The sequence below is a fragment of the Acinetobacter sp. MF4642 genome, from assembly GCF_002018925.1.
Lineage (GTDB): Bacteria > Pseudomonadota > Gammaproteobacteria > Pseudomonadales > Moraxellaceae > Acinetobacter > Acinetobacter johnsonii.
Genome location: NZ_MVON01000017.1, coordinates 19805 through 40802, shown reverse-complemented (window position 1 = coordinate 40802; position 20998 = coordinate 19805). Strand labels below are relative to the sequence as shown.

Here is a 20998-nt window from a genome sequence, read left to right as displayed (position 1 = left end):
CATTTAATTTGGCTTAAACGCATGACATTAGAAAAAGCAACCTTGCCTGTTCCACCGTTTGATCAAATCACCTTAGTACAACTCCAACAGCAGATCGAACAAGCCATTCAACAGGGTCAACATTTCTTAAAAGACCTGAGCGAAGTCCCTGAATCGATTCAGGCACAGCTTGCGGTCTTAGAACAAGTTGATCATTTAGAAAATAATATGAGTGAAGCATGGGGTGTGCTGTCCCACCTCAATGCAGTGATGAACAATGCTGAAACTCGTGAGGTATACCAGTCACTATTACCAAGTTTAAGTGAATACTATACCGAGTTAGGTCAACACACAGCGCTGTATCAAACCTATCAACACATTCATGATGCTGCGCAATTTGATCACCTCCCTGAAGCCCAACAAAGTGCGATTAAACTTGCACTGCGCGACTTCAAACTGTCAGGGGTGGCTTTAGAAGGTGAAGCCAAAAAACGTTATGCAGAAATTTCGGCACGTTTATCACAACTGTCTTCAGACTTTTCCAACCATGTTCTTGATGCAACACAAGCCTATTTCAAACCTTTAGCGGACCACGAACTGGCAGGCTTACCACAAAGCAGTGTAGAGCTATTAAAACAATATGGTCAGCAGCGCGAACTGGATCAACCCGTTGCCACTTTAGACTTCCCGTCGTATCTGGCAATTATGACCTACGCGGAAAACCGTCCTTTACGCGAAGAACTGTATCGTGCCTATACCACACGTGCATCAGATCAGTCTGAACACGCTGAGTTTGATAACACCGCAGTGATGGAAGAAATCTTAAGCCTACGTCTGGAAATGGCTGCACTGTTAGGTTTCAATAATTATGCCGAGCTTTCATTGGCCAGCAAAATGGCGCCAAATGTAGCAACGGTAGATCAGTTCTTACGTGATTTGGCTGAACATTCACGTGCCCCTGCGCTCAAAGAAGTGGCGGAGCTGAAAGCCATTGCAGCTGAAGATGGCATTGAGGATTTAAAACCGTGGGACAGCACGTATTATTCGGAAAAATTGAAAGTCCAACAGTTCAATTTATCTCAAGAAGCACTCAAGCCCTACTTCCCTGCACCCAAGATTTTGCAGGGCTTATTTAGCATTGTGAATCGTCTTTATGGGATTCAAATTGTGGAGCGTGAAGCCCCCGTTTGGCACCCAGATGCACGCTATTTTGAACTAGAAGATCAAGGCGCAGTGGTCGGTGGATTCTACTTTGACCTCTATGCACGTCAGGGCAAACGTGGTGGCGCATGGATGAGTGGTTTCCGCTCTCGCACCCAAACAACGCACGGCCTACAAAAACCGATTTGCTATATGGTGTGTAACTTTACGCCACCAGTGGGAGATCAAGCAGCGCTACTGACACATGATGAAGTGATCACATTGTTCCATGAATTTGGACATGGTTTACATCATATGTTGACAGAAGTCGACAATATTGCGGTTGCGGGGACACACGGCGTGGCATGGGATGCGGTAGAGTTACCAAGCCAATTCATGGAGTTTTGGGCATGGGATACCGAAAGCTTAGACCTGCTCAGTGCACATATTGAGACCCAAGAAACCTTACCAGAAAGTCTACTGAAAGCCTTGCTGGACGCGCGTTTCTTCCAATCTGGCATGCAAAGTTTACGTCAAATTGAGTTTGCCCTGTTCGATCTCAGCATTCATAAAGCAGCCCCTGCTTTGAAAGCAGATCAGATCCAATCCACCTTAAATGACATCCGTGCACAATACGCTGTTTTAGAGACTACTCCTTATAACCGCTTCCAACATAGCTTCAGCCATATTTTCGCAGGCGGCTATGCAGCGGGTTATTATTCTTATAAATGGGCGGAAGTTTTGGCCAGTGATGCCTTCGATCGTTTCGAAAATGAAGGGATTTTTAATACTGCCACTGGAAAAGAATTTCGCCAGTTTATTCTAGCAGTTGGCGGAAAAGATACAGCGCTTGATGCATTTATCAATTTCCGTGGGCGCGAGCCAAAAATAGATGCTTTACTTCGTCATCAAGGTTGGACGAACCGCTAAAAAAGTGAGTAAACTAGGCGCCTAAATTGTTCAGAAGGTAAGTCTAATGACTATTAAACGTCGTTTCATTGCAGGTGCAAAATGTCCTAAATGTCAGGCGATGGATCGAGTTGTTATGCTTACCTCGAATGACGATGAATGGATTGAATGTATCGACTGTAGTTATTCTGAGAATCGTCCAACTCATGTAGACGAGCCTCAGATCCCCGCTATCCCTGACGAGGTTGGGGTCATTCAATTTAAACCACGTCAATCCAAAGAATAAAGGTTGAATCGAATGTCGTCCGTACAACACAACAACCCTAAATTACTCTGGGGTATTACAGCAGGTTTAGTCGCAATCATTGCGATTTTTGCACTTTATCAATGGTTGTTTGCTGCACAAGAGTCTGCAACACCGATGCACCAAGCGGAGTTGATTCAACCGACCGTGAAGGCGCTTCCAGAAGCTGAAAAAGCAGCTTCGACCGCCATGGCTGACAACACCATTAAATTGGTCGAAGAAGATATTTTAAAAGCACCTGTACCTGAAAATGCCTCACTTGCTAAAGAAGAAGTGGCGAAACTGGACGATATTCAAAGCCAGTTGAAGGAACAGGAAAAGAGCTTGCAAGCACAGCACAAAGATGCCGATGAGCTGGTAAAACTCAAAGAAGAACAGATTAAACTGTTAGAAGCCCAATTGGCTGCTCGGTAAAATACGGTTGTTATTTTTAAAGACGTTAGCTTATCGACTGATACGCTAACGTCTTTTTTTGCCCTGCTGCTTCACCCACCTTTTCAATCAGCACTAAGCTATTACATAACTCATCATCTCTTTTGAACCACCTCCACTAATAAAGTCTCTAGTCGCTATACATCACAGCCCCTAGCTCATACCAAAGATATCTTTTAGAAAGACTTTATTTGTCGATTAATTCTTTTCATTGAGCTTAAGTGCTGGCTGATTTTTAAGATGGGACACTTAGCAATATTCTTGTACTTTGTTTTGATATAAGTGACGATTTGAGTGGGTAACTCCTAGAAAGAAGCTATTTTCTTCAGAAGTATCTCCAATAACTCCAAAACATAAAAAAGCATCCAAAGATGCTTTTTTATGGTCTAACTCAAGTTCACAACTTAGTGATACCAGCCAAATAACTTAAAGAAGTATGGAACATAAGCAATGATCAGCATCGCTGGGAACAACACGATCAAAGGTAAAATCCAACGCTCATAACGATAATAGAAAGACAAATGACGCACTTCCTCATCGGCCTCATTCACCTCGGCATCACCAATGGATTGTCTTGCTAAAAGATGATTGAGTGCCACAGGTGGTGTCACATAACCCAACTCAAAACCTATCAAGGTGATCATCCAAAAATGGACAGGATGAATACCATATTGATAGGCCACAGGTGCAACCGTCGCAGAAATCAAGATCACGGCGCCAAACGGATCCATAATCATCCCAACAAAGACCATCAACCCCAAAATCAGAGTAATGACCAAGAACGTACTGCTAATATCAGTCGGGAAGAAACTCATTACCTCCGTACGTTCAAGCAATCCCCCCACACTTACCGACAGCGCCATTAAAATGACCAAAGCACCAATGTGTCCAACGGTTTCACTGGTCGAGATATGCATCGACTTCCAAAAACCGACTTGGCGTAACACGTCCATGGAACTGGATTGAACCACCCCATGATTTACCACTTGTCCATCATCTGCGGCATTACCATGTAGCCCTTCACGGTATTCTGCATGGGCAACTTGAGCCCCAGCCAATGCAGGTTCACCGCCCGAGTTATAATTTGCGCTGAGTGTCTCATCCCAATGCCCCACAGCAGGCAAAGGCGCAGGCTGATGACGTAATTTATCAAACAATACGATCATCAATAAAATCACAGGCATCATCACGGGTGCAGTAAATTCATTTAGGTCAGTGTTTAATAAGAATTTATAGAACATCCACGTGAGGACAAAAATCACGATATACGGCACAACTGCTAAGAAAGCACGCCCTGATTTCGGTGCGGCCAAACTCGGTGCCGCGATGCGGAATTTACTCTCTGCAAAGAAGAGTGAAACCACTAAAAACAGTGTTGAGGTCAGTAAGAACGTGTAAACACCATATTGATAAAGTAAGTCCGTCGTGACTTCTTTATTTAAAGATGCCACCACCACAATCAATAAGCATGGACGCAAAACTACACCCAGCGAACCTGACATTGCCGTTGCAGCCAAAGCAAACTGACGACGGCCACCTGCATTCCAGACTTCTTTATAAATAATCGCCCCTGCTGCAATCACAAAGATCCCTGATGCACCCGTATATGCGGTCGGTAAAGCCGCAGCGATTAAAATCAACCAAGTTAAAGTTTCAGGAGCCAAATTCCATGGACGCAAAATATTTAAGAACAGATCCACGACACGGGTTTGTTTCAACAACATACCCGCCCAAATAAATAGGGCTAAATTCAGGAAAATACTGGAGAATTCAACCAACTGTCCCAAGTAAATCCCTTGCCCCATGGGGTAGTCCATGAAGAAGATAAATGCCACACCTGTAATCACCGCCATGTAGGCATACAGAGGCACACTCAGGAAAGCAAAGCCTAGACGCCCGCCGGCTTTGGCCTCTTTCGGTGGGCTAAACAGCTGCCACACACTTATCAAGGTAAGTACCGAAAACAGAATCATCCACAGCCAATAAATCAGCTGGGTTTCGCCATTCATCGGTACACCCGAGTCTTTAACTGAGTTAAATTGGCTAATGCTCGAGTAAGTTAATAAACCATTACCCAGTGTCATCAGTAGGCTATAAACACGATAATCCAGCTTGGTTGCAGGACCACGCAAACCAATATGATGGATTTTTAAGGTCGCGCTAATCGCAGCTAAAACCACCATAAAAATTAATAGAATGGCGCGATTTTCTGTTCCGAATTTAAAAATACCAAAAAAAGTGGTTTCAAAATTACGATAGGCACGAATACTTGGGTGTGCCTCCATATGTTGCATGGCTTTATCATAAAACTGATACTTTTCTTCACACTGCTGCACACCTGCCAAAATGGACGCACGCACATCCGCTTCCGAAGCCGTACCAAAGAAGTCGGCGAACTCATCTGCAGCGTTGGCTTGCATTTGGGTTTTGACCAAAGCATCAACATTCGGCTGACGATTACACTCTGGCTTGGCTGGCTCTGCCCTTAAAAAAGAATACTGCATACCTGTGGCTGGATCGCCATATAAGCGCTCGCCCATACGTAGCAATTGGCCATGGATCATTTCACCTGTACCAATTAATAGCGTAAGTAACAGTAAAATCAGAATGACAAAAGTAGAAATCCACTCGGTCCATATATACTTCAGCAGATCGAGTCCTGATCTGCGCTGTCCATGATTCTGCATGTTGTTTCCTATTTTTATTACCGTTCTGTCCAGCGCAATACACCGTAGAACCAGTCGTTTTAGTCGGCTCGAGCTTGTCCTTTCTCTATGCCTTTAGATTTTTGTTTTGTTCATCTTTGCATCAAATTTATATTTTTGAATATGACAATCTGGATTTTCTTTTTAGAATTTAGGTCAATCCTCTATTCATCAAATAGATTCACCCCGATTAAATACAAAGCTGCAATCACAATTCCCCAGATCACGCCCAACAAATGTGCTTCGACCAAAACTGGACTCCCGATCAGTTCAGCCGTAGCACTCTCGCCAAAGGTGTTTTCCCAAATCAATTTGCCTAAAATGAGAAACAACACCAAACTCGCAAACATCCGTTCTTTACGATACAGCAAATGGACAATGGCTATGGCAGTGAACATCCCATGCAGCACACCAGACAGCCCTGCATAGGCTTCAATATCCGCCAAAAAATAATAAAAACTCAGACTAATCAACGGCGGTAAAATCAGCAATAAGGCCACAAAATGCCAGACACGGGCCCGTGGAAAAATAAAAGGCAAACACATGAAAGCCAGCATATTGAGTGCAAAATGAATCCATCCCACATGTACCCAATGCGCGGTCCACAAGCGCCAAATTTCAGGAAAAATATCCACTCGCCAATAAATAAATTGATCTTTAAAAATCTGTAAGCATGCCGAGATCGACACGACAAACGCAATCAAAATGATTTTTCGATTCAGAAATTGATCATGCATCACATGTCCTTATCGTGTTGCTCATTTATTTATTGTTATTTTTTCTGCGCTTCGGCTCAGTTTAAAATTAGTTAACTTTCACTAAACAACTCATCTAGCTCAGAACGGTCTTCTTTTTCATCCCAGAAATGCGCCATACCCCCATCCCCAGTTCGTGTCCCCGTGTGTTCAGTCCAATAACGATCTGAAATCCCCTGAACCATACTCGAGGCCATACTATCAATCAGTTTAAATTGTGGATTGCTCTGTTTTTCATCGCTATAAGAGGCCGCATAACTTTTCAATGCATCACGAATCTTAGCATCGTCACCACTGGCTTGAGCCGCTATAGCATACATTGCATGAGATAAACGAACCCCTTTTTGCTCTCCTATTTGCATCGATTGTTTCAAGGTCTGATATGGATCAGGTTTACCTTCACCCGCACCTGGCAATAAGGTCCAAATCACCGCACGTGTTGCATTCGGCGCACCCCAAAACTTTTCATTGTCTAGACACACCATCCCACGTTCAACAATGGCTGCAATGTCTTTAGGCACATTGACTGCACCACCTGAGTTAATATCATTGGTCATGGCTTGTAACCCACTCAACATCCCCAGCATATATACAGTTTGATCCAAATCACTGTTCATTTTTGGGCAGCCTTCACCCAATGGTTTCTTATATTTCTTTTCCCAGCGGTTTTGAAAAAGTTGATAGCCAGTATATTGACGTTGTGCTGCAGTCGCCGCCCAACGCTTTTGTTCAATTCGAGCATCCTGTGCTTCAGAAACATTGCCTGCTTTCGAAGCACGCAAATAACGTAACTCTGCCTCAAGCGCCTGATTCTCCGCACAAATACCCGATGCTGAATACAGTAAAACTGCCACACGCGTTGGATCTGCCCCCATGTCTTTGGTCGACATAATCGCAGGAGTCAAAGCATTGCCTGAGTTACACACCATCTCAGCATCTTCCATGGCTAAGATAGGCGGCACAATATGTTTTTCACTAAACCCGAGCGCAACATTGGCGCCTGTTTTAACCACTTGTGAACAACCCGAAAATAATAAACTTGTAAGCGCTACAACAGCCACACCTTGGCCTATTTTTTGGACTTGCGACATTTTCCTGTCCTCTATTTGTATAATTGTATGTGTCCATGCTGACAAACATAGCAGAAGCATTTTCCGAAGAAAAGAGTATTTACTCTAAATCAGACCACTACTCTGCCATGAAATAAAAAGCGGAAAATTGACTAAAATGACGCCTCAACTTTTTTTAGGCAAAAAAAAGTAGCATAGCGACGGTTCGGCACATGCTACTTATCAACTGTGAAGCCTAGCTAGGCTTTGTTTGGTGCAAATCGTTCCTTCAGCACAGTTCCTAATCGTCCTATAACAATCGCTAACACAATTGCTACCACTAGAAACATCCAAGTTGGGATCATCATACGATTTTCCTTGTTTGCTGTTGGTGATTTGAATGTACATTTTAAGATCAAAAAACTGCAGGAAAGTTGTCTGACAATCTTAAAAAGCACATCAGTTTCTTCAGATATGTCAGACAAAGTAAAATGCGATACGGTTATATTTATTATTTTTCAATCACTTAAATAAATAATGCGAATTAAAATTGTCCAACAATTATTGCATTTTAGTGAGTATTTTCAGGGCTTTCCATTGCGTGATGGGTAACTGATCACACCAAACCAACATCGGTTTAGCTCTAAAGTGTTGAAAATAAATCACAATATAAGCACGATGATCAACAATATGGCTGATTTGCACTCGTTGCACATTGGTTTGTTTCTGAAGTGACAAAGACCAATCACGGCCATCTAAATGCTGAAGCTGAAAATGTTGCGGCCCACGTAGAAAAAACAAATACAGCACAAAGCCTGCAACCAAAGCGATCAGCCACACTCCTAAAGGAAGTAGCTGATACAAGACCAGCATCAGAACGGCATAAATCGACAACTGAAACACATAAGCCAGTCGGCTGGGTTTAAGTTGAAAATGACGATGTTCCATTGCACTTATCCGTGTACATAATGCTTTAATTTTTGAATCAAGGTTTTCATTTCAGGGCGTGGCGGCTCAGAGACTTCCATAAACCAATCCAGCAAATCTGGATCTTCTTGTTCAACCAAGGCCGCAAACATGGCCTTTTCCGCAGGATCCGCCTGAAGATAATAATTTTTCACATAAGGGTCAAAGTACACATCAATTTCTTTTAAACCACGACGTGCACGGTAGATTACTTTACGTTCTTCCAAGCTCATTTCTTCAGTCATTACATTCCCCAAATTAATTGAAACGGCTTAGTTTAACCGATCACACCTCCCTCGCCACTAGTTAAATGTCGCAATTTTAACAACTGGCAAAACTCATCAAAAAATCAAATAGATTTGAGCATTCAGTCCATTGTCGCATGTCCTGCTTTTCACTACTATCTTAGCAAAATAACAACATCAGGATGAGCTTCCATGCAATCAGGCGCAATTCGCCCTTTAAACAATATGCTGCCGCGCAACTTATTTAATGCTGAACATGAGGCATTTCGAGAAACTGTGCGAAAGTTTTATGCCAAAGAAGTTGTTCCAAATATTGAAAAATATGAACAACAGCAGCATGTCGATCGTGAGCTATGGAATAAAGCAGGTGCCATGGGGCTACTGTGCGCCACCATGCCTGAAGCTTATGGTGGCTCAGGTGTAGACCGCTTGTACAGTATGATTTTGATTGAGGAGCAAGCCTATGCCATGGATTCCTCAACTGGATTTTCACTACACTCGGACATTGTCGCGAACTATATCAATAACTTTGGCAGTGAAGCACAAAAACACTATTGGTTAACGCGAATGGCTTCAGGTGAAACCGTCACAGCCATTGCTATGACTGAACCTGGCACAGGCTCAGACTTGCAAGCGGTACGAACGACGGCTGTTTTAGACGGTGATGACTATATTATCAATGGCTCCAAAATCTTCATTACCAATGGTTATTTGTGCGATATGGCGATTGTAGTCTGCAAAACAGGCGACAGCGAAAAAGGTTCAGCCAATCTCTCATTAATCATCGTTGAAGCTAATCGTGCAGGGTTCAGTAAAGGTAAACCCCTCAATAAAATTGGAATGAAAGGGCAAGACACCTGCGAATTATTTTTTGATCATGTTCGAGTCCCCAAAGAAAATTTACTCGGTATGGAAGGCATGGGCTTTATGATGCTGATGAAAGAACTGGCTTGGGAGCGCATGTTGGTGGCCATTATCTGCCAAGCGGGTGCAGAAGCAGCACTGGCACATACCGTTCAGTACACCAAAGAACGTAAAGCTTTTGGAAAAACGATTTCGAGCTTTCAAAATACCCGCTTCAAACTGGCGGAGTCACGTACAGAAATCGATTTTTGCCGCGCTTATCTTGACCGCTGTATGCAATTGCAACTGGAAGAGAGTCTCGGTATTGATGCCGCTGCAGCCGCCAAATATAAAATTTCCGAGATGTTTTCTAAAGTTGTCGATGAATGTCTACAACTGCATGGCGGCTATGGTTATATGCTGGAATACCCGATTGCACGAGCTTATCTAGATAATCGTGCCAATCGCATTTATGCAGGAACCAATGAAATTATGAAAGAGCTCATTTCGCGTTCTCTTTAACTCAAATAGCCCATCTTTGGATGGGCTTTTAGTTTTAACAATGTGCTTGGTGAAACTCCGCAATCAAAGCAACCACCAACTCTGGCTGCTCTTTATGTGGCATATGATGTAGACCTTCTAAAATATGCAGTTCAGCCTGTCCAGACACCCCTTCAAAAATCTGCTGAGGTTGTGCCGTACTGCCATATTCATCCAGTTCACCATGAATAACCAACGTTGGACAACACACACCATCAATCACTCTGGCCAAATTCCAATCTTGAAAAATGGGCGATAGCCATGTTTCAGTCCATGCATCAAGTACCCACTGCGCCTTTTCAGGGTGATATTTCTCCAAACGTTCCATTTGTCCCGCTTGTTGAAAGCCAACTTTCGCTTCACTTATCCCCTTTAGTGTCAGTGCTTCAACCGCATACTGTGCAGAGATTGAAATTAATCCTTGGCAACGCTCTGGATACGCCGCAGCAATCGCAACAGACATCCCCCCGCCCACGCTATGCCCTAGGATGATAAAGTTCTGTATCGAAAAATAATCCAATACAGCTTTAAAGGTTTGTTCTGCTTCAGTGATGACAAAACTATGTGCCAAGGGCTGCGTACTCGGATCGGATAAACCAAAACCTAAACGATCATAGGCATAAACCACCCGCGCGGTCGCTTGTGCCAGTTGAGCAGGAAAATCCCGCCACAAAGCCACACAACCTAATGAATCGTGCATTAAAATAATCGGAGCTAATGCATGATCTACTACATCAGTGTGCCATTTTTTGGCATGAATCATATTTGATGCAAATGGGACTTGGTAACTTTGTTCTAAGATATTCAAAATATTCCCTATTCATTATCTTTTAAGTTTTTAAAATCATCCAACACTCCAACAGTTTAAGAAAGTAAAAACAGAACCCCCTAAAGTCATTTCCTTAAAAAAAGGAGCATTACGCTCCTTTTAAATCCACTACTCAGCTTAAGAAACTAGTTTAGGTTTCTGGTTCAATGCTGCATCACGTTTAGCAAATTTCAGTACTCCATCCTCAAAAGAAGCACTTTTCAATGTCTTACGATCCGCAAGATAATTATTGCTGACTTTCCATGGTGCATGTTTACCCTGTTTTGGCATTACATTAGCAGCACGTGCAATATAACCCGAACTCAAACTGCCCATGACCGTATCATCCATGAGCTCTGTTGCATCCCCTTGCGGGATCACTTCAGCCCACTGCTTTTGATCCATATAGTTGAGTAAGCGACATATATATTCAGCGGCAATATCCACTTTCAAAGTCCATGACGCATTAATATACCCAATAATCATCGCCATATTCGGTACATCACTCACCATCACGCCCTGATACAACATATGTTTAGAGGTATCTAACGGTTTTCCATCAATCGTGGCTTGTATACCACCTAAGATTTGAATCTCTAGACCTGTGGCTGATACGACAATATCGGCCTCTAAATGTTGACCAGACTTTAATTGAAGACCTGTTTCAGTAAAGCGCTCTATCTGATCTGTTTCAACACTTGCTTGGCCTGAACGAAGAATTTTAAATAAATCACCATCTGGCACCACACATAAACGTTGATCCCAAGGATTATATTCTGGGGTGAAGTGCTTCATGTCCACTTTACCTTTGAGCTGCATCTTAATCGACTGGAGCAGCAGTCGACGGAGCAATTTCGGTTGCTTCTGCGCGAGTGCGTAAATCCCGCGCTGCATCCCAATATTACGTGCACGCGTCAGTTTGTAAGCCACATCTTCTGGTAATACTTTACGCATTTTGTCATAAACAAAATCGATCGATGGCACCGAGGCAATATAGGTTGGAGAGCGTTGTAACATGGTGACATGCGCCGCTCCACCTTTGGCCATTGCTGGCACCAGTGTGATCGCTGTCGCACCACTGCCAATAATGACGACTTTTTTACCTGTATAATCTAATTTTTCAGGCCAAAACTGTGGATTTACAAACTCGCCTTTAAATACTTCTTTATTTGGAAAATCAGGTTGGTAGCCTTGGTCGTAGTTATAATAGCCTGTACAGCCAAACACAAAATTTGCAATCCAGTTTTCTTTTTTGCCTTTTGCATTCTCAATCACCACCTGCCACTTTTTCTGAGCAGAATCATAATTGGCGCTGACTACGCGATGCTTAAAATGAATTTTTTCTTTGAGTTTCTGTTCATCAATGACTTCCGCCAAATAGCCCTTAATCGAAGAACCATCTGCCAAAACGCTGGCTTGTTGCCACGGTTTAAAATTAAAACCAAAGGTCGACATATCTGAATCAGAACGAATACCTGGGTATTTAAACAAATCCCATGTTCCACCAAAGCTGTCACGACGTTCAATAATTTCAAACGAACGTTGTGGACAATGCTTAGTTAAATGTGCCGCAAGGCCAATGCCTGAAATACCAGCACCTACAATGAGCAGATCGACGTGCTTATCCATGTTGTTTTTATCCTGTCTTATATTCTGTTATTATTAAACCATAAAACTGACAATACACAATGTCAAGTTTAAGCAGATCTTTCGTAAAATATGTCACTACAGGCCAAAATACAAAGATTGTCGAACAAAAACCCATAAAAAAAGACCAGTGAAACACTGGTCTTTTTCTAAGAACAACTGAATAGTTCTACGAAATTATTTAACTTCGCGATCTACTAGTTCAACGTAAGCCATCGGCGCAGCATCACCTGCACGGAAGCCCGCTTTAAGAACACGTAGATAACCGCCGTTACGTTCTTTGTAACGAGGGCCAAGAACGGTAAATAATTTACCAACAGTTGCTGCTGAACGAGTACGAGCAAACGCTAAGCGACGGTTTGCAACAGTATCGTTTTTAGCTAAAGTGATTAAAGGCTCAGCTACACGACGTAACTCTTTTGCTTTAGGCACAGTTGTTTTGATCAACTCGTGCTCAAACAAAGAGTTAGCCATGTTTTGAAACATCGCTTTACGATGGCTGCTTGTACGGCCTAATTTCACACCACTATTACGATGACGCATGGTGATAGTCCTACTTAATTAACGGCTACGATAGGCGAAACGATCGTCCATACGGAGACTAGCTGGTGGCCAGTTCTCTAAACGCATGCCGAGTTGTAAGCCTTTTGAAGCCAGAACATCTTTGATCTCAGTAAGCGATTTTTTACCAAGGTTAGGAGTTTTGAGTAACTCAACCTCAGTGCGCTGTACAAGATCACCAATGTAGTAAATGTTTTCTGCTTTCAAACAGTTAGCAGAACGAACAGTAAGCTCTAGATCATCTACTGGACGAAGCAAAATCGGATCAACTTCTTCACGAGGTTCTTGAGCAACAGGAGCTTGATCTTTCTGAAGGTCAACAAAAATTGCAATTTGTTGTTGCAAGATTGTTGCCGCTTTGCGGATCGCTTCTTCAGGATCAACTGTACCGTTGGTCTCAAGATCAATGACCAATTTATCAAGGTCTGTACGTTGTTCTACACGAGCGTTTTCCACTGTGTAAGACACACGTTTGATTGGGCTATAAGAAGCATCTAACTGTAAGCGACCTACAGGGCGAGTTTCGCCTTCTGGGAAACGCGAGTCAGAAGTTTCATAACCACGACCTTGAGAAACTTTCAAGCGCATTTTTAATGAGCCTGAAGCACTTAAAGTACCGATCAAATGTTCAGGGTTAACCACTTCAACATTATGAGGTAAACGAAGGTCAGCGGCAGTTACGTCGCCAGGACCTTGTTTCTCTAATGTCAAATAAGCTTCATTTTGATCGAACAGCTTAATAGACAATCCTTTTAGGTTCAGCAAGAGCTCGACGATGTCCTGCTGCAAGCCTTCCAAAGTACTGTACTCGTGCTCGACACCTTCAATCTCAACTTCAACCACAGCAGCGCCAGGTAAAGAAGAAAGAAGGATGCGACGTAAAGCATTGCCCAGAGTATGACCAAAGCCACGCTCTAAGGGTTCTAGAATAACTTTTGCCGAGGTCCCGCTAACCGCTTCGACCTTGATCGCTTGCGGAGTTAGAAACTCATTTGCAGTACGCGTCATATTGCTACCTCAAGGATTATTTAGAATACAATTCTACAATCAAGCTTTCGTTGATTTCAGCAGGTAAATCTGAACGATCTGGTGCAGCTTTAAACGTACCTTCCAACTTAGAATGGTCAATTTCCATCCAAGAAGGAATACCACGTTGTGCAGCTAATTCAACTGCGTTTTTGATACGCAATTGTTGTTTAGCACCTTCATGCACAGCAATTACATCACCAGCTTTAACTTGGATAGACGCGATGTTAACACGACGGCCATTCAAAGTGATCGAGCGGTGAGATACAAGCTGACGAGCTTCTGCACGTGTAGAACCAAAACCCATGCGATAAACGACGTTATCAAGACGGCTTTCAAGCAGTTTCAACAAGTTTTCACCAGTTGCGCCTTTCACACGAGCAGCTTCTTTATAGTAATTACTAAATTGACGCTCTAAAACACCGTACATACGACGTACTTTTTGTTTTTCACGTAATTGTAGTGAGTACTCAGATTGTTTGCCACCACGCGCTCCGCCATGTTGGCCAGGAGCTTTAGCAGCTTTTTTAGTTTTGACGTCAAATGGTTTAACGCCAGATTTTAATTGCAGGTCTGTCCCTTCGCGGCGAGAGAGTTTGCATTTTGGACCAATATAACGAGCCATGAATGTTTCTCCTTACACGCGACGTTTTTTAGGTGGACGGCAACCGTTGTGCGGGATTGGCGTCACATCGGTAATGCTGTTAATTTTATAACCCACTGCACCTAAAGCACGAACCGCAGATTCACGACCAGGACCAGGACCTTTTACAAGGACGTCCAAGTTTTTCAAACCGTAGTCTAAAGCAGCTTTACCAGCAACTTCAGCAGCTACCTGAGCAGCAAACGGAGTTGATTTACGTGATCCACGGAAGCCTTGTCCACCAGAGGTAGCCCAAGCCAGTGCATTACCTTGACGATCGGTAATAGTCACAATGGTGTTATTAAAAGAAGCGTGAATGTGTGCAACACCTTCAGAGACGGTACGAGTGACCTTCTTGCGTGTGCGAGTATCTTTAGCCATCTTTTAGCTTCCAGAAATCTTATTTCTTAATAGGTTTGCGCGGACCTTTACGGGTACGTGCGTTAGTTTTGGTGCGTTGTCCACGGACAGGCAAGCTGCGACGATGACGAAGACCGCGGTAGCAGCCTAAATCCATTAAACGTTTAATGTTCATGGAAATTTCGCGACGTAAATCACCTTCGGTCGGAACCTTAGCAACTTCTGCACGAATCGCATCAAGCTGAGCGTCATCTAATTCACGGATCTTTGTAGTCGGCGCGATACCAACAGCAGCCAAGATATTCTTAGCAGTGTGGCGACCTACACCAAAGATGTACGTTAGAGAGATAACAGCATGCTTGTTATCCGGAATGTTTACACCGGCAATACGAGCCATTCAATTTTCTCCAAAAAGGCAGTTAAGACAATCAACCGCCCCACAAAAATCTTGAGGGGCGGATAATAACCTAATTAGCCTACTGAAATCAACAGGTCTTGATCAGATTAACCTTGACGCTGCTTATGACGAGGTTCTGCGCTACAAATTACGCGAATAACCCCATTACGACGGATAACTTTACAGCTACCACAAATTTTCTTTACAGAAGCTTGTACTTTCATGATGAAACCTCAAGTGCGCTTATCCCTTAGGATGAGCAGTCGTTTTTCTCATTAACGTTTGATTATCGTACTGATGCGAGGTGAGATGTGCTTGCAGCTGAGCCATAAAGTCCATCACTACCACCACAACAATAAGCAAAGAGGTACCACCTAAAGAGAATGGAATACCAAATGAGCTTTGTAAAATCATCGGCATTAAGCAAATGATGGTGATATAAATCGCGCCAATAAATGTCAAACGGTTAAGAATATGATCTAAGTAACGAGCAGTTTGCTCACCTGGACGAATACCAGGTACATAAGCCCCGCTGCGTTTCAAGTTTTCCGATACTTCTTTCGGGCTAAATACAAGCGCTGTATAAAAGTAACAGAAAAAGATAATTAACGCACCAAAGAGCACCAAATACAACGGCTGACCAGGCGAAAGCACCAATGCCAAATCTTGCAAACTACGTTTGATAATACCCGCATTCGGATCTGCACTACCCACCCATTGACCTAAGCTCGCAGGGAACAAAAGCAATGAACTTGCGAAAATCGCAGGGATCACACCGGCCATATTAATTTTCAATGGCAAATGCGACTGTTGTGCAGTAAATACACGACGTCCTTGTTGTTTTTGAGCATAGTTTACTGGAATACGACGTTGCGCCTTCTCAATAAACACAATTGCAGCTAATACAGCCAGAGACAACACGCCAAAAATAACCAAGCCGATTAGACTGGTTTGACCATTATCTACTGATGATATTGATTGCAGAATTAAATTCGGCAAACCTGCAACAATACCGGCGAAGATGATCATGGAAATACCATTGCCCACCCCACGTTCGGTAATTTGCTCACCTAACCACATCAAGAACATTGTACCTGCAACCAAAGAGGTTACAGCTGGTACGTAGAAAGCCAGACCTGCAGTTAAGGTAATCCCTTGACTGATCAGACCAGCACACATCCCAATTGCCTGCACGAGTGCAAGGAACAATGTACCCTGTCGCGTATATTGATTAATCTTACGCTTGCCTTGTTCGCCTTCTTTCTTTAAAGCTTCCAGCGAAGGAATAACTGTAGACATTAACTGCACGATAATCGATGCAGAAATGTACGGCATAATCCCAAGAGCAAGAATGGACATACGCTCTAATGCACCACCTGAAAACATGTTAAACAAACCAAGGATCGTGCCTTGGTTTGCATTAAAAAGATTTTCAAGTGCGGCATTATTAATGCCTGGTACTGGAATATGTGCTCCTAGTCGAAAAACCAATAATGCACCGATGAGAAACATCATGCGGCGAATAATTTCACGGTATTTCACATGAAATGGCTGGCCTTTCATCATATTGACATGACCTGAAGAACTAGGAGACATAGACACTAGCGATTACTCCTCGACTTTACCGCCAGCAGCTTCAACAGCAGCTTTAGCGCCTTTAGTCACAGCAACACCTTGAACAGTGAATGCACGAGTAATTTCACCAGAAAGTACGATACGAGCACGTAACATATCTTTACGTACAACGTTTGCAGCTTTTAAAGTTTCTAGGCTAACGATGTCACCTTCCACTTTAGTAAGCTCAGATAAACGTACTTCAGCAGTTTTCAAAGCGATTTGGCTAGTGAAACCGAATTTAGGTAAACGACGATATAACGCAGTTTGACCACCTTCAAAGCCTGGACGAGTACCACCGCTCTTACGTGAATTCTGACCTTTGACACCACGGCCACCAGTCTTACCAACGCCAGAACCGATACCACGGCCTAGACGACGATTTTCACGTTTTGCACCTTCAGCAGGTGCAAGCTCATTTAAACGCAGAGTCATGGCTTATTCCTCTACACTAACCATATAGTAGACTTGGTTGATCATACCACGGTTAGAAGGCGTATCTTGCACTTCTACGGTATGACCAATACGACGCAGACCTAAACCTTGTAGGCTAAGCTTGTGATTTTTCAAGCGATGCGCAGAAGATTTAGTCTGGGTAACTTTAATCGTTTTCATGATTGATTACCCTTGAATTTGTTCTACTGTAAGACCACGTTTCGCAGCAACCTTCTCAGGAGAAGTCATATCACGCAGACCGTTAAAAGTCGCGTTTACTACGTTTGCAGCGTTAGTAGAACCATAACATTTTGTTAATACGTTACGTACGCCTACAGCTTCTAGAACTGCACGCATAGCACCACCAGCGATTACACCAGTACCTTCAGAAGCAGGCTGCATGTAAACACGGCTTGCACCGTGACGCGCGTTAATAGGGTGCTGTACAGTACCGTTAACAAGGTCAACAGTAATCATGTTGCGACGAGCAGCTTCAAGTGCTTTAGAAATAGCAGCTGGAACTTCACGTGCTTTACCACGACCAAAACCTACACGACCATTACCATCACCAACCACAGTCAATGCTGTGAAAGAGAAGATACGACCACCCTTAACAACTTTGGCTACACGATCAACGGCAACCAGCTTTTCAACAAGACCTTCGTTTTGTTCAACTTTAGCCATGATTAGAACTCCAAGCCGTTTTCACGAGCAGCATCAGCCAAGGCTTTGATACGACCATGATATTTGAAACCAGAACGGTCAAATGCAACTTTAGTAACACCAGCTGCTTTAGCGCGTTCTGCGATTAAAGCACCTACTTTAGTAGCTGCTTCAACGTTACCAGTTGTACCAGCACGTAAAGTAGCATCTAAAGTTGAAGCTTGCGCTAAAACTTTGCCACCATCTGCTGAAATAACTTGAGCGTAGATGTGACGCGGAGTGCGGTTTACACACAAACGAGTCGCACCCAACGCACGGATGTGCAAGCGTGTGCTTTTCGCACGACGCAAACGGGATTGTTTCTTTTCGTTCATAAGAACCTCGCGCCTTATTTCTTCTTAGCTTCTTTACGAAGTACAACTTCGTCAGAATAACGAACACCTTTACCTTTATAAGGCTCTGGTGGACGGTAACCACGGATATCTGCAGCAACCTGACCTAAACGTGCTTTATCAGCAGATTTAAGAACGATTTCAGTTGCTGTAGGAGTTTCAGCAGTTACACCTTCAGGAAGCGTATAGTCGATCGGGTGAGAGAAACCAAGGTTAAGGTTAACAATGTTACCTTTAACCGCAGCTTTATAACCAACACCGATAAGTTGTAACTTACGTTCGAAGCCTTCGCTCACACCTTTTACAAGGTTGTTAAGCACAGCGCGAGCAGTACCAGCTTGCATCCAAGCGTCTTTCGACTCAGCTTTTGGAGCAATCGCTAAAATACCGTCTTCCTGTTTAAGCTCGACCAGCGCATGCAGGGTGAAAGACAAAGTACCTTTGCTACCTTTCACTTCGACCTGCCGGCCGTTCTGAGTAACTGTTACACCGTTAGGTACAGTTACTGGGGCTTTAGCCACACGAGACATGAGGAATCACCTATTAAGAAACAAAAGCAATAACTTCACCACCGATACCTGCAGCACGTGCAGCGCGATCAGTCATGATGCCTTTGCTTGTAGAAACAATTGCAATACCTAAACCTTGCTTAACGCTCGGAAGTGCATCTTTACCACGATACTGACGTAGACCTGGACGGCTTACGCGTTTCACAGTTTCGATAACTGGCTTGCCTTCGAAATACTTTAAAGTCAAAGTAAGAGTTGCTTTGCCTTCAGCATCAGCAACTTCTACGTTTGAAATGTAACCTTCTTGTTGAAGAACGTTTGCAATAGCAACCTTCAACTTAGAGTTTGGCATAGAAACGGTTTGTTTCTTTGCCATTTGCGCGTTACGAACACGAGTTAACATGTCGGCAACGGTATCTTGCATACTCATCTATAGTGCTCCTTACCAGCTTGCCTTAACAACGCCCGGTACATCACCTTGCATTACTGTATCGCGTAATTTGTTACGGCTTAAACCGAACTTACGGAAGTAACCATGAGGACGACCAGTTAAACCACAACGGTTACGTAAACGTACTGGAGACGCATTACGTGGTAATGCTTGGAATTTCATCATCGCTTCGAAACGCTCTTCGTCGCTAGCATTTACGTTTGCAATAACAGCTTTTAATTCAGCACGTTTTGCAGCGTATTTAGCAACAGTAGCTTCGCGTTTCAATTCGCGATTAATCATACTTTTCTTAGCCATATCGACCTCTTATTTGAACGGGAAGCCGAATGCACGCATAAGCGCACGGCCTTCGTCATCGGTGCGAGCAGTCGTAGTGATGGTAATATCCATACCACGAATACGATCAATCTTATCAAAATCGATTTCAGGGAACATGATTTGTTCCTTAAGACCCATTGAGTAGTTGCCGCGACCGTCAAATGATTTCGCAGAGAAACCACGGAAGTCACGGATACGAGGGATCGCAATCGAGATTAGACGGTCTAAGAATTCGTACATACGTTCGCCGCGTAAAGTAACTTTACAACCAATCGGCCAACCATCACGGATTTTGAAACCAGCGATTGATTTGCGAGCTAACGTAAGAACTGGTTTTTGACCAGCGATAGCTTGCATATCAGCAAGAGCACCATCAAGGAGTTTTTTGTCAGCAGCAGCTGCGCCAACACCCATGTTGATCGTGATTTTAGTAATGCGAGGAATATCCATCACATTTTTAACGGCTAAAGTCTCTTGTAATTGAGCCTTAAGTTCGTCGTTGTAACGCGTTTTAAGTCTGGCCATTGCCTTTTCAACCTATTACTTCGCTACCGCCACTGATTCACCATTTGACTTGTAAACGCGAGTTTTCACGCCTTCAGTCACTTGGTAACCAACACGGTCAGCCTTTTGGGTTGTAGCATTAAAAATTGCCACGTTAGAGATATGAAGCGAAGCTTCTTGTGTAACTACAGCGCCTTCAGCACCTGTTGCACGGTTCGGCTTTTGATGCTTCTTAACCAAGTTAAGGCCTTCAACCATAACACGGTCATTTGAAACAGACAGAACAGTACCCTGTTTGCCTTTTTCTTTACCTGCGATCACAATAACTTGATCGCCTTTTTTAATCTTAGCCATGATTGCCTCTTATAGAACTTCAGGAGCCAGTGAAATAATTTTCATGAACTGTTCAGTACGAAGTTCACGAGTCACTGGTCCGAAAATACGAGTTGCAATCGGCGCTTTGTTGTTGTTCAAAATAACAGCAGCGTTATCGTCGAAACGAATCACTGAACCGTCTGGACGACGGATACCGAATTTTGTACGAACTACAACAGCATTCATCACGTCACCTTTTTTAACACGTGCGCGTGGAATAGCTTCTTTTACAGTAACTTTAATAATGTCGCCAACAGAAGCATAACGACGGTGTGAACCACCAAGTACTTTAATACATTGTACGCGGCGAGCACCACTATTGTCTGCTACGTCTAGCATACTTTCGGTTTGAATCATTGCCCTACTCCAAAACCGAGCATCACCGGTCACAATTTCGAAAGGCTCAAAGAGTACTCGAAATTAACCGA

Annotated in this window: 27 protein-coding genes and 2 pseudogenes; 4 read left to right on the top strand and 25 right to left on the bottom strand. The window is 43.3% G+C overall.

What is annotated here, in order from left to right; translation table 11 throughout:
- The first annotated feature begins 6 nt into the window (after window positions 1-6).
- Genes MF4642_RS10500 through MF4642_RS10490 form a run of 3 tightly spaced genes read left to right on the top strand, consistent with a single transcriptional unit; the run spans window position 7 to window position 2746 of the window.
- On the top strand, window positions 7-2049 hold the full coding sequence (locus tag MF4642_RS10500) for a M3 family metallopeptidase (protein WP_171262516.1): 2043 nt from the start codon (window positions 7-9) through the stop codon (window positions 2047-2049).
- Between the two features lie 52 nt (window positions 2050-2101).
- Entirely contained in the window at window positions 2102-2314 is a 213-nt protein-coding gene (locus tag MF4642_RS10495) for a YheV family putative zinc ribbon protein (RefSeq protein WP_171262515.1), read from the top strand.
- Window positions 2315-2326: 12 nt separating this feature from the next.
- Window positions 2327-2746, top strand: coding sequence for a hypothetical protein (locus MF4642_RS10490; RefSeq protein ID WP_078426175.1), 420 nt, complete (start codon window positions 2327-2329; stop codon window positions 2744-2746).
- 422 nt (window positions 2747-3168) lie between these two features.
- Here MF4642_RS10490 and MF4642_RS17370 read toward each other — a convergent pair.
- The 6 genes and pseudogenes from MF4642_RS17370 to MF4642_RS10465 form a co-directional block, all read right to left on the bottom strand.
- Window positions 3169-3708 (bottom strand): annotated as a pseudogene (locus MF4642_RS17370) (TRAP transporter large permease subunit); the annotation flags it as partial.
- 140 nt (window positions 3709-3848) lie between these two features.
- Window positions 3849-5451 (bottom strand): annotated as a pseudogene (locus MF4642_RS10485) (hypothetical protein); the annotation flags it as partial.
- A gap of 182 nt (window positions 5452-5633) precedes the next feature.
- A complete protein-coding gene (gene rrtA, locus MF4642_RS10480) occupies window positions 5634-6206 on the bottom strand; it encodes a rhombosortase (RefSeq protein WP_004977887.1) in 573 nt (190 codons plus the stop codon).
- A gap of 71 nt (window positions 6207-6277) precedes the next feature.
- Entirely contained in the window at window positions 6278-7315 is a 1038-nt protein-coding gene (locus MF4642_RS10475) for a hypothetical protein (protein ID WP_004977889.1), read from the bottom strand.
- A gap of 519 nt (window positions 7316-7834) precedes the next feature.
- A complete protein-coding gene (locus MF4642_RS10470) occupies window positions 7835-8221 on the bottom strand; it encodes a protein YgfX (protein ID WP_078426173.1) in 387 nt (128 codons plus the stop codon).
- A gap of 5 nt (window positions 8222-8226) precedes the next feature.
- Window positions 8227-8484 (bottom strand): succinate dehydrogenase assembly factor 2, encoded by a 258-nt coding sequence (locus MF4642_RS10465; protein ID WP_004977895.1) that lies wholly within the window; start codon window positions 8482-8484, stop codon window positions 8227-8229.
- A 192-nt stretch (window positions 8485-8676) separates the two neighbouring features.
- Between MF4642_RS10465 and MF4642_RS10460 the strand changes: the two genes are divergently transcribed.
- Complete coding sequence (locus MF4642_RS10460; RefSeq protein ID WP_078426172.1) at window positions 8677-9849, top strand: acyl-CoA dehydrogenase family protein; 1173 nt, start codon at window positions 8677-8679, stop codon at window positions 9847-9849.
- Window positions 9850-9883: 34 nt separating this feature from the next.
- Here the strand turns inward: MF4642_RS10460 and MF4642_RS10455 are convergent, their stop codons facing one another.
- The 19 genes from MF4642_RS10455 to rplN all read right to left on the bottom strand — a co-directional run bounded on the left by MF4642_RS10455 (window position 9884) and on the right by rplN (window position 20927).
- Complete coding sequence (locus MF4642_RS10455) at window positions 9884-10675, bottom strand: alpha/beta fold hydrolase (RefSeq protein WP_078426171.1); 792 nt, start codon at window positions 10673-10675, stop codon at window positions 9884-9886.
- Window positions 10676-10813: 138 nt separating this feature from the next.
- The gene (locus tag MF4642_RS10450; RefSeq protein WP_078426170.1) at window positions 10814-12304 is read right to left on the bottom strand and encodes a flavin-containing monooxygenase; all 1491 of its coding nucleotides are present in this window, start codon (window positions 12302-12304) and stop codon (window positions 10814-10816) included.
- A gap of 195 nt (window positions 12305-12499) precedes the next feature.
- Window positions 12500-12865: a 50S ribosomal protein L17 gene (gene rplQ / locus MF4642_RS10445; RefSeq protein ID WP_004691290.1), complete on the bottom strand. Its 366-nt coding sequence runs from the start codon at window positions 12863-12865 to the stop codon at window positions 12500-12502.
- 18 nt (window positions 12866-12883) lie between these two features.
- Window positions 12884-13891 carry a DNA-directed RNA polymerase subunit alpha gene (locus MF4642_RS10440; RefSeq protein ID WP_004691292.1) on the bottom strand — a complete coding sequence of 336 codons (1008 nt, stop codon included), beginning with the start codon at window positions 13889-13891 and terminating at the stop codon, window positions 12884-12886.
- Window positions 13892-13907: 16 nt separating this feature from the next.
- A complete protein-coding gene (rpsD, locus tag MF4642_RS10435) occupies window positions 13908-14534 on the bottom strand; it encodes a 30S ribosomal protein S4 (protein ID WP_004691294.1) in 627 nt (208 codons plus the stop codon).
- 12 nt (window positions 14535-14546) lie between these two features.
- Window positions 14547-14933 (bottom strand): 30S ribosomal protein S11, encoded by a 387-nt coding sequence (gene rpsK, locus MF4642_RS10430; RefSeq protein ID WP_001040166.1) that lies wholly within the window; start codon window positions 14931-14933, stop codon window positions 14547-14549.
- A 19-nt stretch (window positions 14934-14952) separates the two neighbouring features.
- Window positions 14953-15309, bottom strand: a complete 357-nt coding sequence (gene rpsM, locus MF4642_RS10425; protein ID WP_004691296.1) for a 30S ribosomal protein S13 — start codon at window positions 15307-15309, stop codon at window positions 14953-14955.
- A gap of 107 nt (window positions 15310-15416) precedes the next feature.
- Window positions 15417-15533, bottom strand: coding sequence for a 50S ribosomal protein L36 (gene rpmJ / locus MF4642_RS10420; RefSeq protein WP_000867907.1), 117 nt, complete (start codon window positions 15531-15533; stop codon window positions 15417-15419).
- Window positions 15534-15552: 19 nt separating this feature from the next.
- Window positions 15553-16872, bottom strand: a complete 1320-nt coding sequence (gene secY / locus MF4642_RS10415) for a preprotein translocase subunit SecY (RefSeq protein WP_171054269.1) — start codon at window positions 16870-16872, stop codon at window positions 15553-15555.
- A gap of 45 nt (window positions 16873-16917) precedes the next feature.
- Window positions 16918-17358 carry a 50S ribosomal protein L15 gene (gene rplO, locus MF4642_RS10410; RefSeq protein WP_004691300.1) on the bottom strand — a complete coding sequence of 147 codons (441 nt, stop codon included), beginning with the start codon at window positions 17356-17358 and terminating at the stop codon, window positions 16918-16920.
- Window positions 17359-17361: 3 nt separating this feature from the next.
- Complete coding sequence (gene rpmD / locus MF4642_RS10405; protein WP_004691302.1) at window positions 17362-17538, bottom strand: 50S ribosomal protein L30; 177 nt, start codon at window positions 17536-17538, stop codon at window positions 17362-17364.
- 6 nt (window positions 17539-17544) lie between these two features.
- On the bottom strand, window positions 17545-18042 hold the full coding sequence (gene rpsE, locus MF4642_RS10400; protein ID WP_004691304.1) for a 30S ribosomal protein S5: 498 nt from the start codon (window positions 18040-18042) through the stop codon (window positions 17545-17547).
- Window positions 18043-18044: 2 nt separating this feature from the next.
- Entirely contained in the window at window positions 18045-18395 is a 351-nt protein-coding gene (gene rplR, locus MF4642_RS10395) for a 50S ribosomal protein L18 (protein ID WP_004650473.1), read from the bottom strand.
- Between the two features lie 14 nt (window positions 18396-18409).
- Window positions 18410-18943, bottom strand: coding sequence for a 50S ribosomal protein L6 (gene rplF / locus MF4642_RS10390; RefSeq protein ID WP_004691306.1), 534 nt, complete (start codon window positions 18941-18943; stop codon window positions 18410-18412).
- A gap of 13 nt (window positions 18944-18956) precedes the next feature.
- On the bottom strand, window positions 18957-19352 hold the full coding sequence (gene rpsH / locus MF4642_RS10385; RefSeq protein WP_004691308.1) for a 30S ribosomal protein S8: 396 nt from the start codon (window positions 19350-19352) through the stop codon (window positions 18957-18959).
- Window positions 19353-19364: 12 nt separating this feature from the next.
- Complete coding sequence (gene rpsN, locus MF4642_RS10380; protein WP_004691309.1) at window positions 19365-19670, bottom strand: 30S ribosomal protein S14; 306 nt, start codon at window positions 19668-19670, stop codon at window positions 19365-19367.
- A 9-nt stretch (window positions 19671-19679) separates the two neighbouring features.
- The gene (gene rplE, locus MF4642_RS10375) at window positions 19680-20216 is read right to left on the bottom strand and encodes a 50S ribosomal protein L5 (protein ID WP_004691311.1); all 537 of its coding nucleotides are present in this window, start codon (window positions 20214-20216) and stop codon (window positions 19680-19682) included.
- A gap of 15 nt (window positions 20217-20231) precedes the next feature.
- Complete coding sequence (rplX, locus tag MF4642_RS10370) at window positions 20232-20549, bottom strand: 50S ribosomal protein L24 (RefSeq protein ID WP_004691313.1); 318 nt, start codon at window positions 20547-20549, stop codon at window positions 20232-20234.
- Window positions 20550-20558: 9 nt separating this feature from the next.
- Window positions 20559-20927 carry a 50S ribosomal protein L14 gene (rplN, locus tag MF4642_RS10365; RefSeq protein ID WP_004657680.1) on the bottom strand — a complete coding sequence of 123 codons (369 nt, stop codon included), beginning with the start codon at window positions 20925-20927 and terminating at the stop codon, window positions 20559-20561.
- Window positions 20928-20998 lie beyond the last annotated feature (71 nt).

Excerpts from the sequence above, each read along its gene's own strand:
- MF4642_RS10490 (WP_078426175.1), top strand. The coding sequence starts at position 2,327 with ATGTCGTCCGTACAACACAACAACCCTAAATTACTCTGGGGTATTACA.
- rrtA (WP_004977887.1), bottom strand. The coding sequence starts at position 6,206 with ATGCATGATCAATTTCTGAATCGAAAAATCATTTTGATTGCGTTTGTC.
- MF4642_RS10475 (WP_004977889.1), bottom strand. The coding sequence starts at position 7,315 with ATGTCGCAAGTCCAAAAAATAGGCCAAGGTGTGGCTGTTGTAGCGCTT.
- MF4642_RS10470 (WP_078426173.1), bottom strand. The coding sequence starts at position 8,221 with ATGGAACATCGTCATTTTCAACTTAAACCCAGCCGACTGGCTTATGTG.
- MF4642_RS10465 (WP_004977895.1), bottom strand. The coding sequence starts at position 8,484 with ATGACTGAAGAAATGAGCTTGGAAGAACGTAAAGTAATCTACCGTGCA.
- MF4642_RS10460 (WP_078426172.1), top strand. The coding sequence starts at position 8,677 with ATGCAATCAGGCGCAATTCGCCCTTTAAACAATATGCTGCCGCGCAAC.
- MF4642_RS10450 (WP_078426170.1), bottom strand. The coding sequence starts at position 12,304 with ATGGATAAGCACGTCGATCTGCTCATTGTAGGTGCTGGTATTTCAGGC.
- rplQ (WP_004691290.1), bottom strand. The coding sequence starts at position 12,865 with ATGCGTCATCGTAATAGTGGTGTGAAATTAGGCCGTACAAGCAGCCAT.
- MF4642_RS10440 (WP_004691292.1), bottom strand. The coding sequence starts at position 13,891 with ATGACGCGTACTGCAAATGAGTTTCTAACTCCGCAAGCGATCAAGGTC.
- rpsD (WP_004691294.1), bottom strand. The coding sequence starts at position 14,534 with ATGGCTCGTTATATTGGTCCAAAATGCAAACTCTCTCGCCGCGAAGGG.
- rpsK (WP_001040166.1), bottom strand. The coding sequence starts at position 14,933 with ATGGCTAAAGATACTCGCACACGCAAGAAGGTCACTCGTACCGTCTCT.
- rpsM (WP_004691296.1), bottom strand. The coding sequence starts at position 15,309 with ATGGCTCGTATTGCCGGTGTAAACATTCCGGATAACAAGCATGCTGTT.
- rpmJ (WP_000867907.1), bottom strand. The coding sequence starts at position 15,533 with ATGAAAGTACAAGCTTCTGTAAAGAAAATTTGTGGTAGCTGTAAAGTT.
- secY (WP_171054269.1), bottom strand. The coding sequence starts at position 16,872 with ATGAAAGGCCAGCCATTTCATGTGAAATACCGTGAAATTATTCGCCGC.
- rplO (WP_004691300.1), bottom strand. The coding sequence starts at position 17,358 with ATGACTCTGCGTTTAAATGAGCTTGCACCTGCTGAAGGTGCAAAACGT.
- rpmD (WP_004691302.1), bottom strand. The coding sequence starts at position 17,538 with ATGAAAACGATTAAAGTTACCCAGACTAAATCTTCTGCGCATCGCTTG.
- rpsE (WP_004691304.1), bottom strand. The coding sequence starts at position 18,042 with ATGGCTAAAGTTGAACAAAACGAAGGTCTTGTTGAAAAGCTGGTTGCC.
- rplR (WP_004650473.1), bottom strand. The coding sequence starts at position 18,395 with ATGAACGAAAAGAAACAATCCCGTTTGCGTCGTGCGAAAAGCACACGC.
- rplF (WP_004691306.1), bottom strand. The coding sequence starts at position 18,943 with ATGTCTCGTGTGGCTAAAGCCCCAGTAACTGTACCTAACGGTGTAACA.
- rpsH (WP_004691308.1), bottom strand. The coding sequence starts at position 19,352 with ATGAGTATGCAAGATACCGTTGCCGACATGTTAACTCGTGTTCGTAAC.
- rpsN (WP_004691309.1), bottom strand. The coding sequence starts at position 19,670 with ATGGCTAAGAAAAGTATGATTAATCGCGAATTGAAACGCGAAGCTACT.
- rplE (WP_004691311.1), bottom strand. The coding sequence starts at position 20,216 with ATGGCCAGACTTAAAACGCGTTACAACGACGAACTTAAGGCTCAATTA.
- rplX (WP_004691313.1), bottom strand. The coding sequence starts at position 20,549 with ATGGCTAAGATTAAAAAAGGCGATCAAGTTATTGTGATCGCAGGTAAA.
- rplN (WP_004657680.1), bottom strand. The coding sequence starts at position 20,927 with ATGATTCAAACCGAAAGTATGCTAGACGTAGCAGACAATAGTGGTGCT.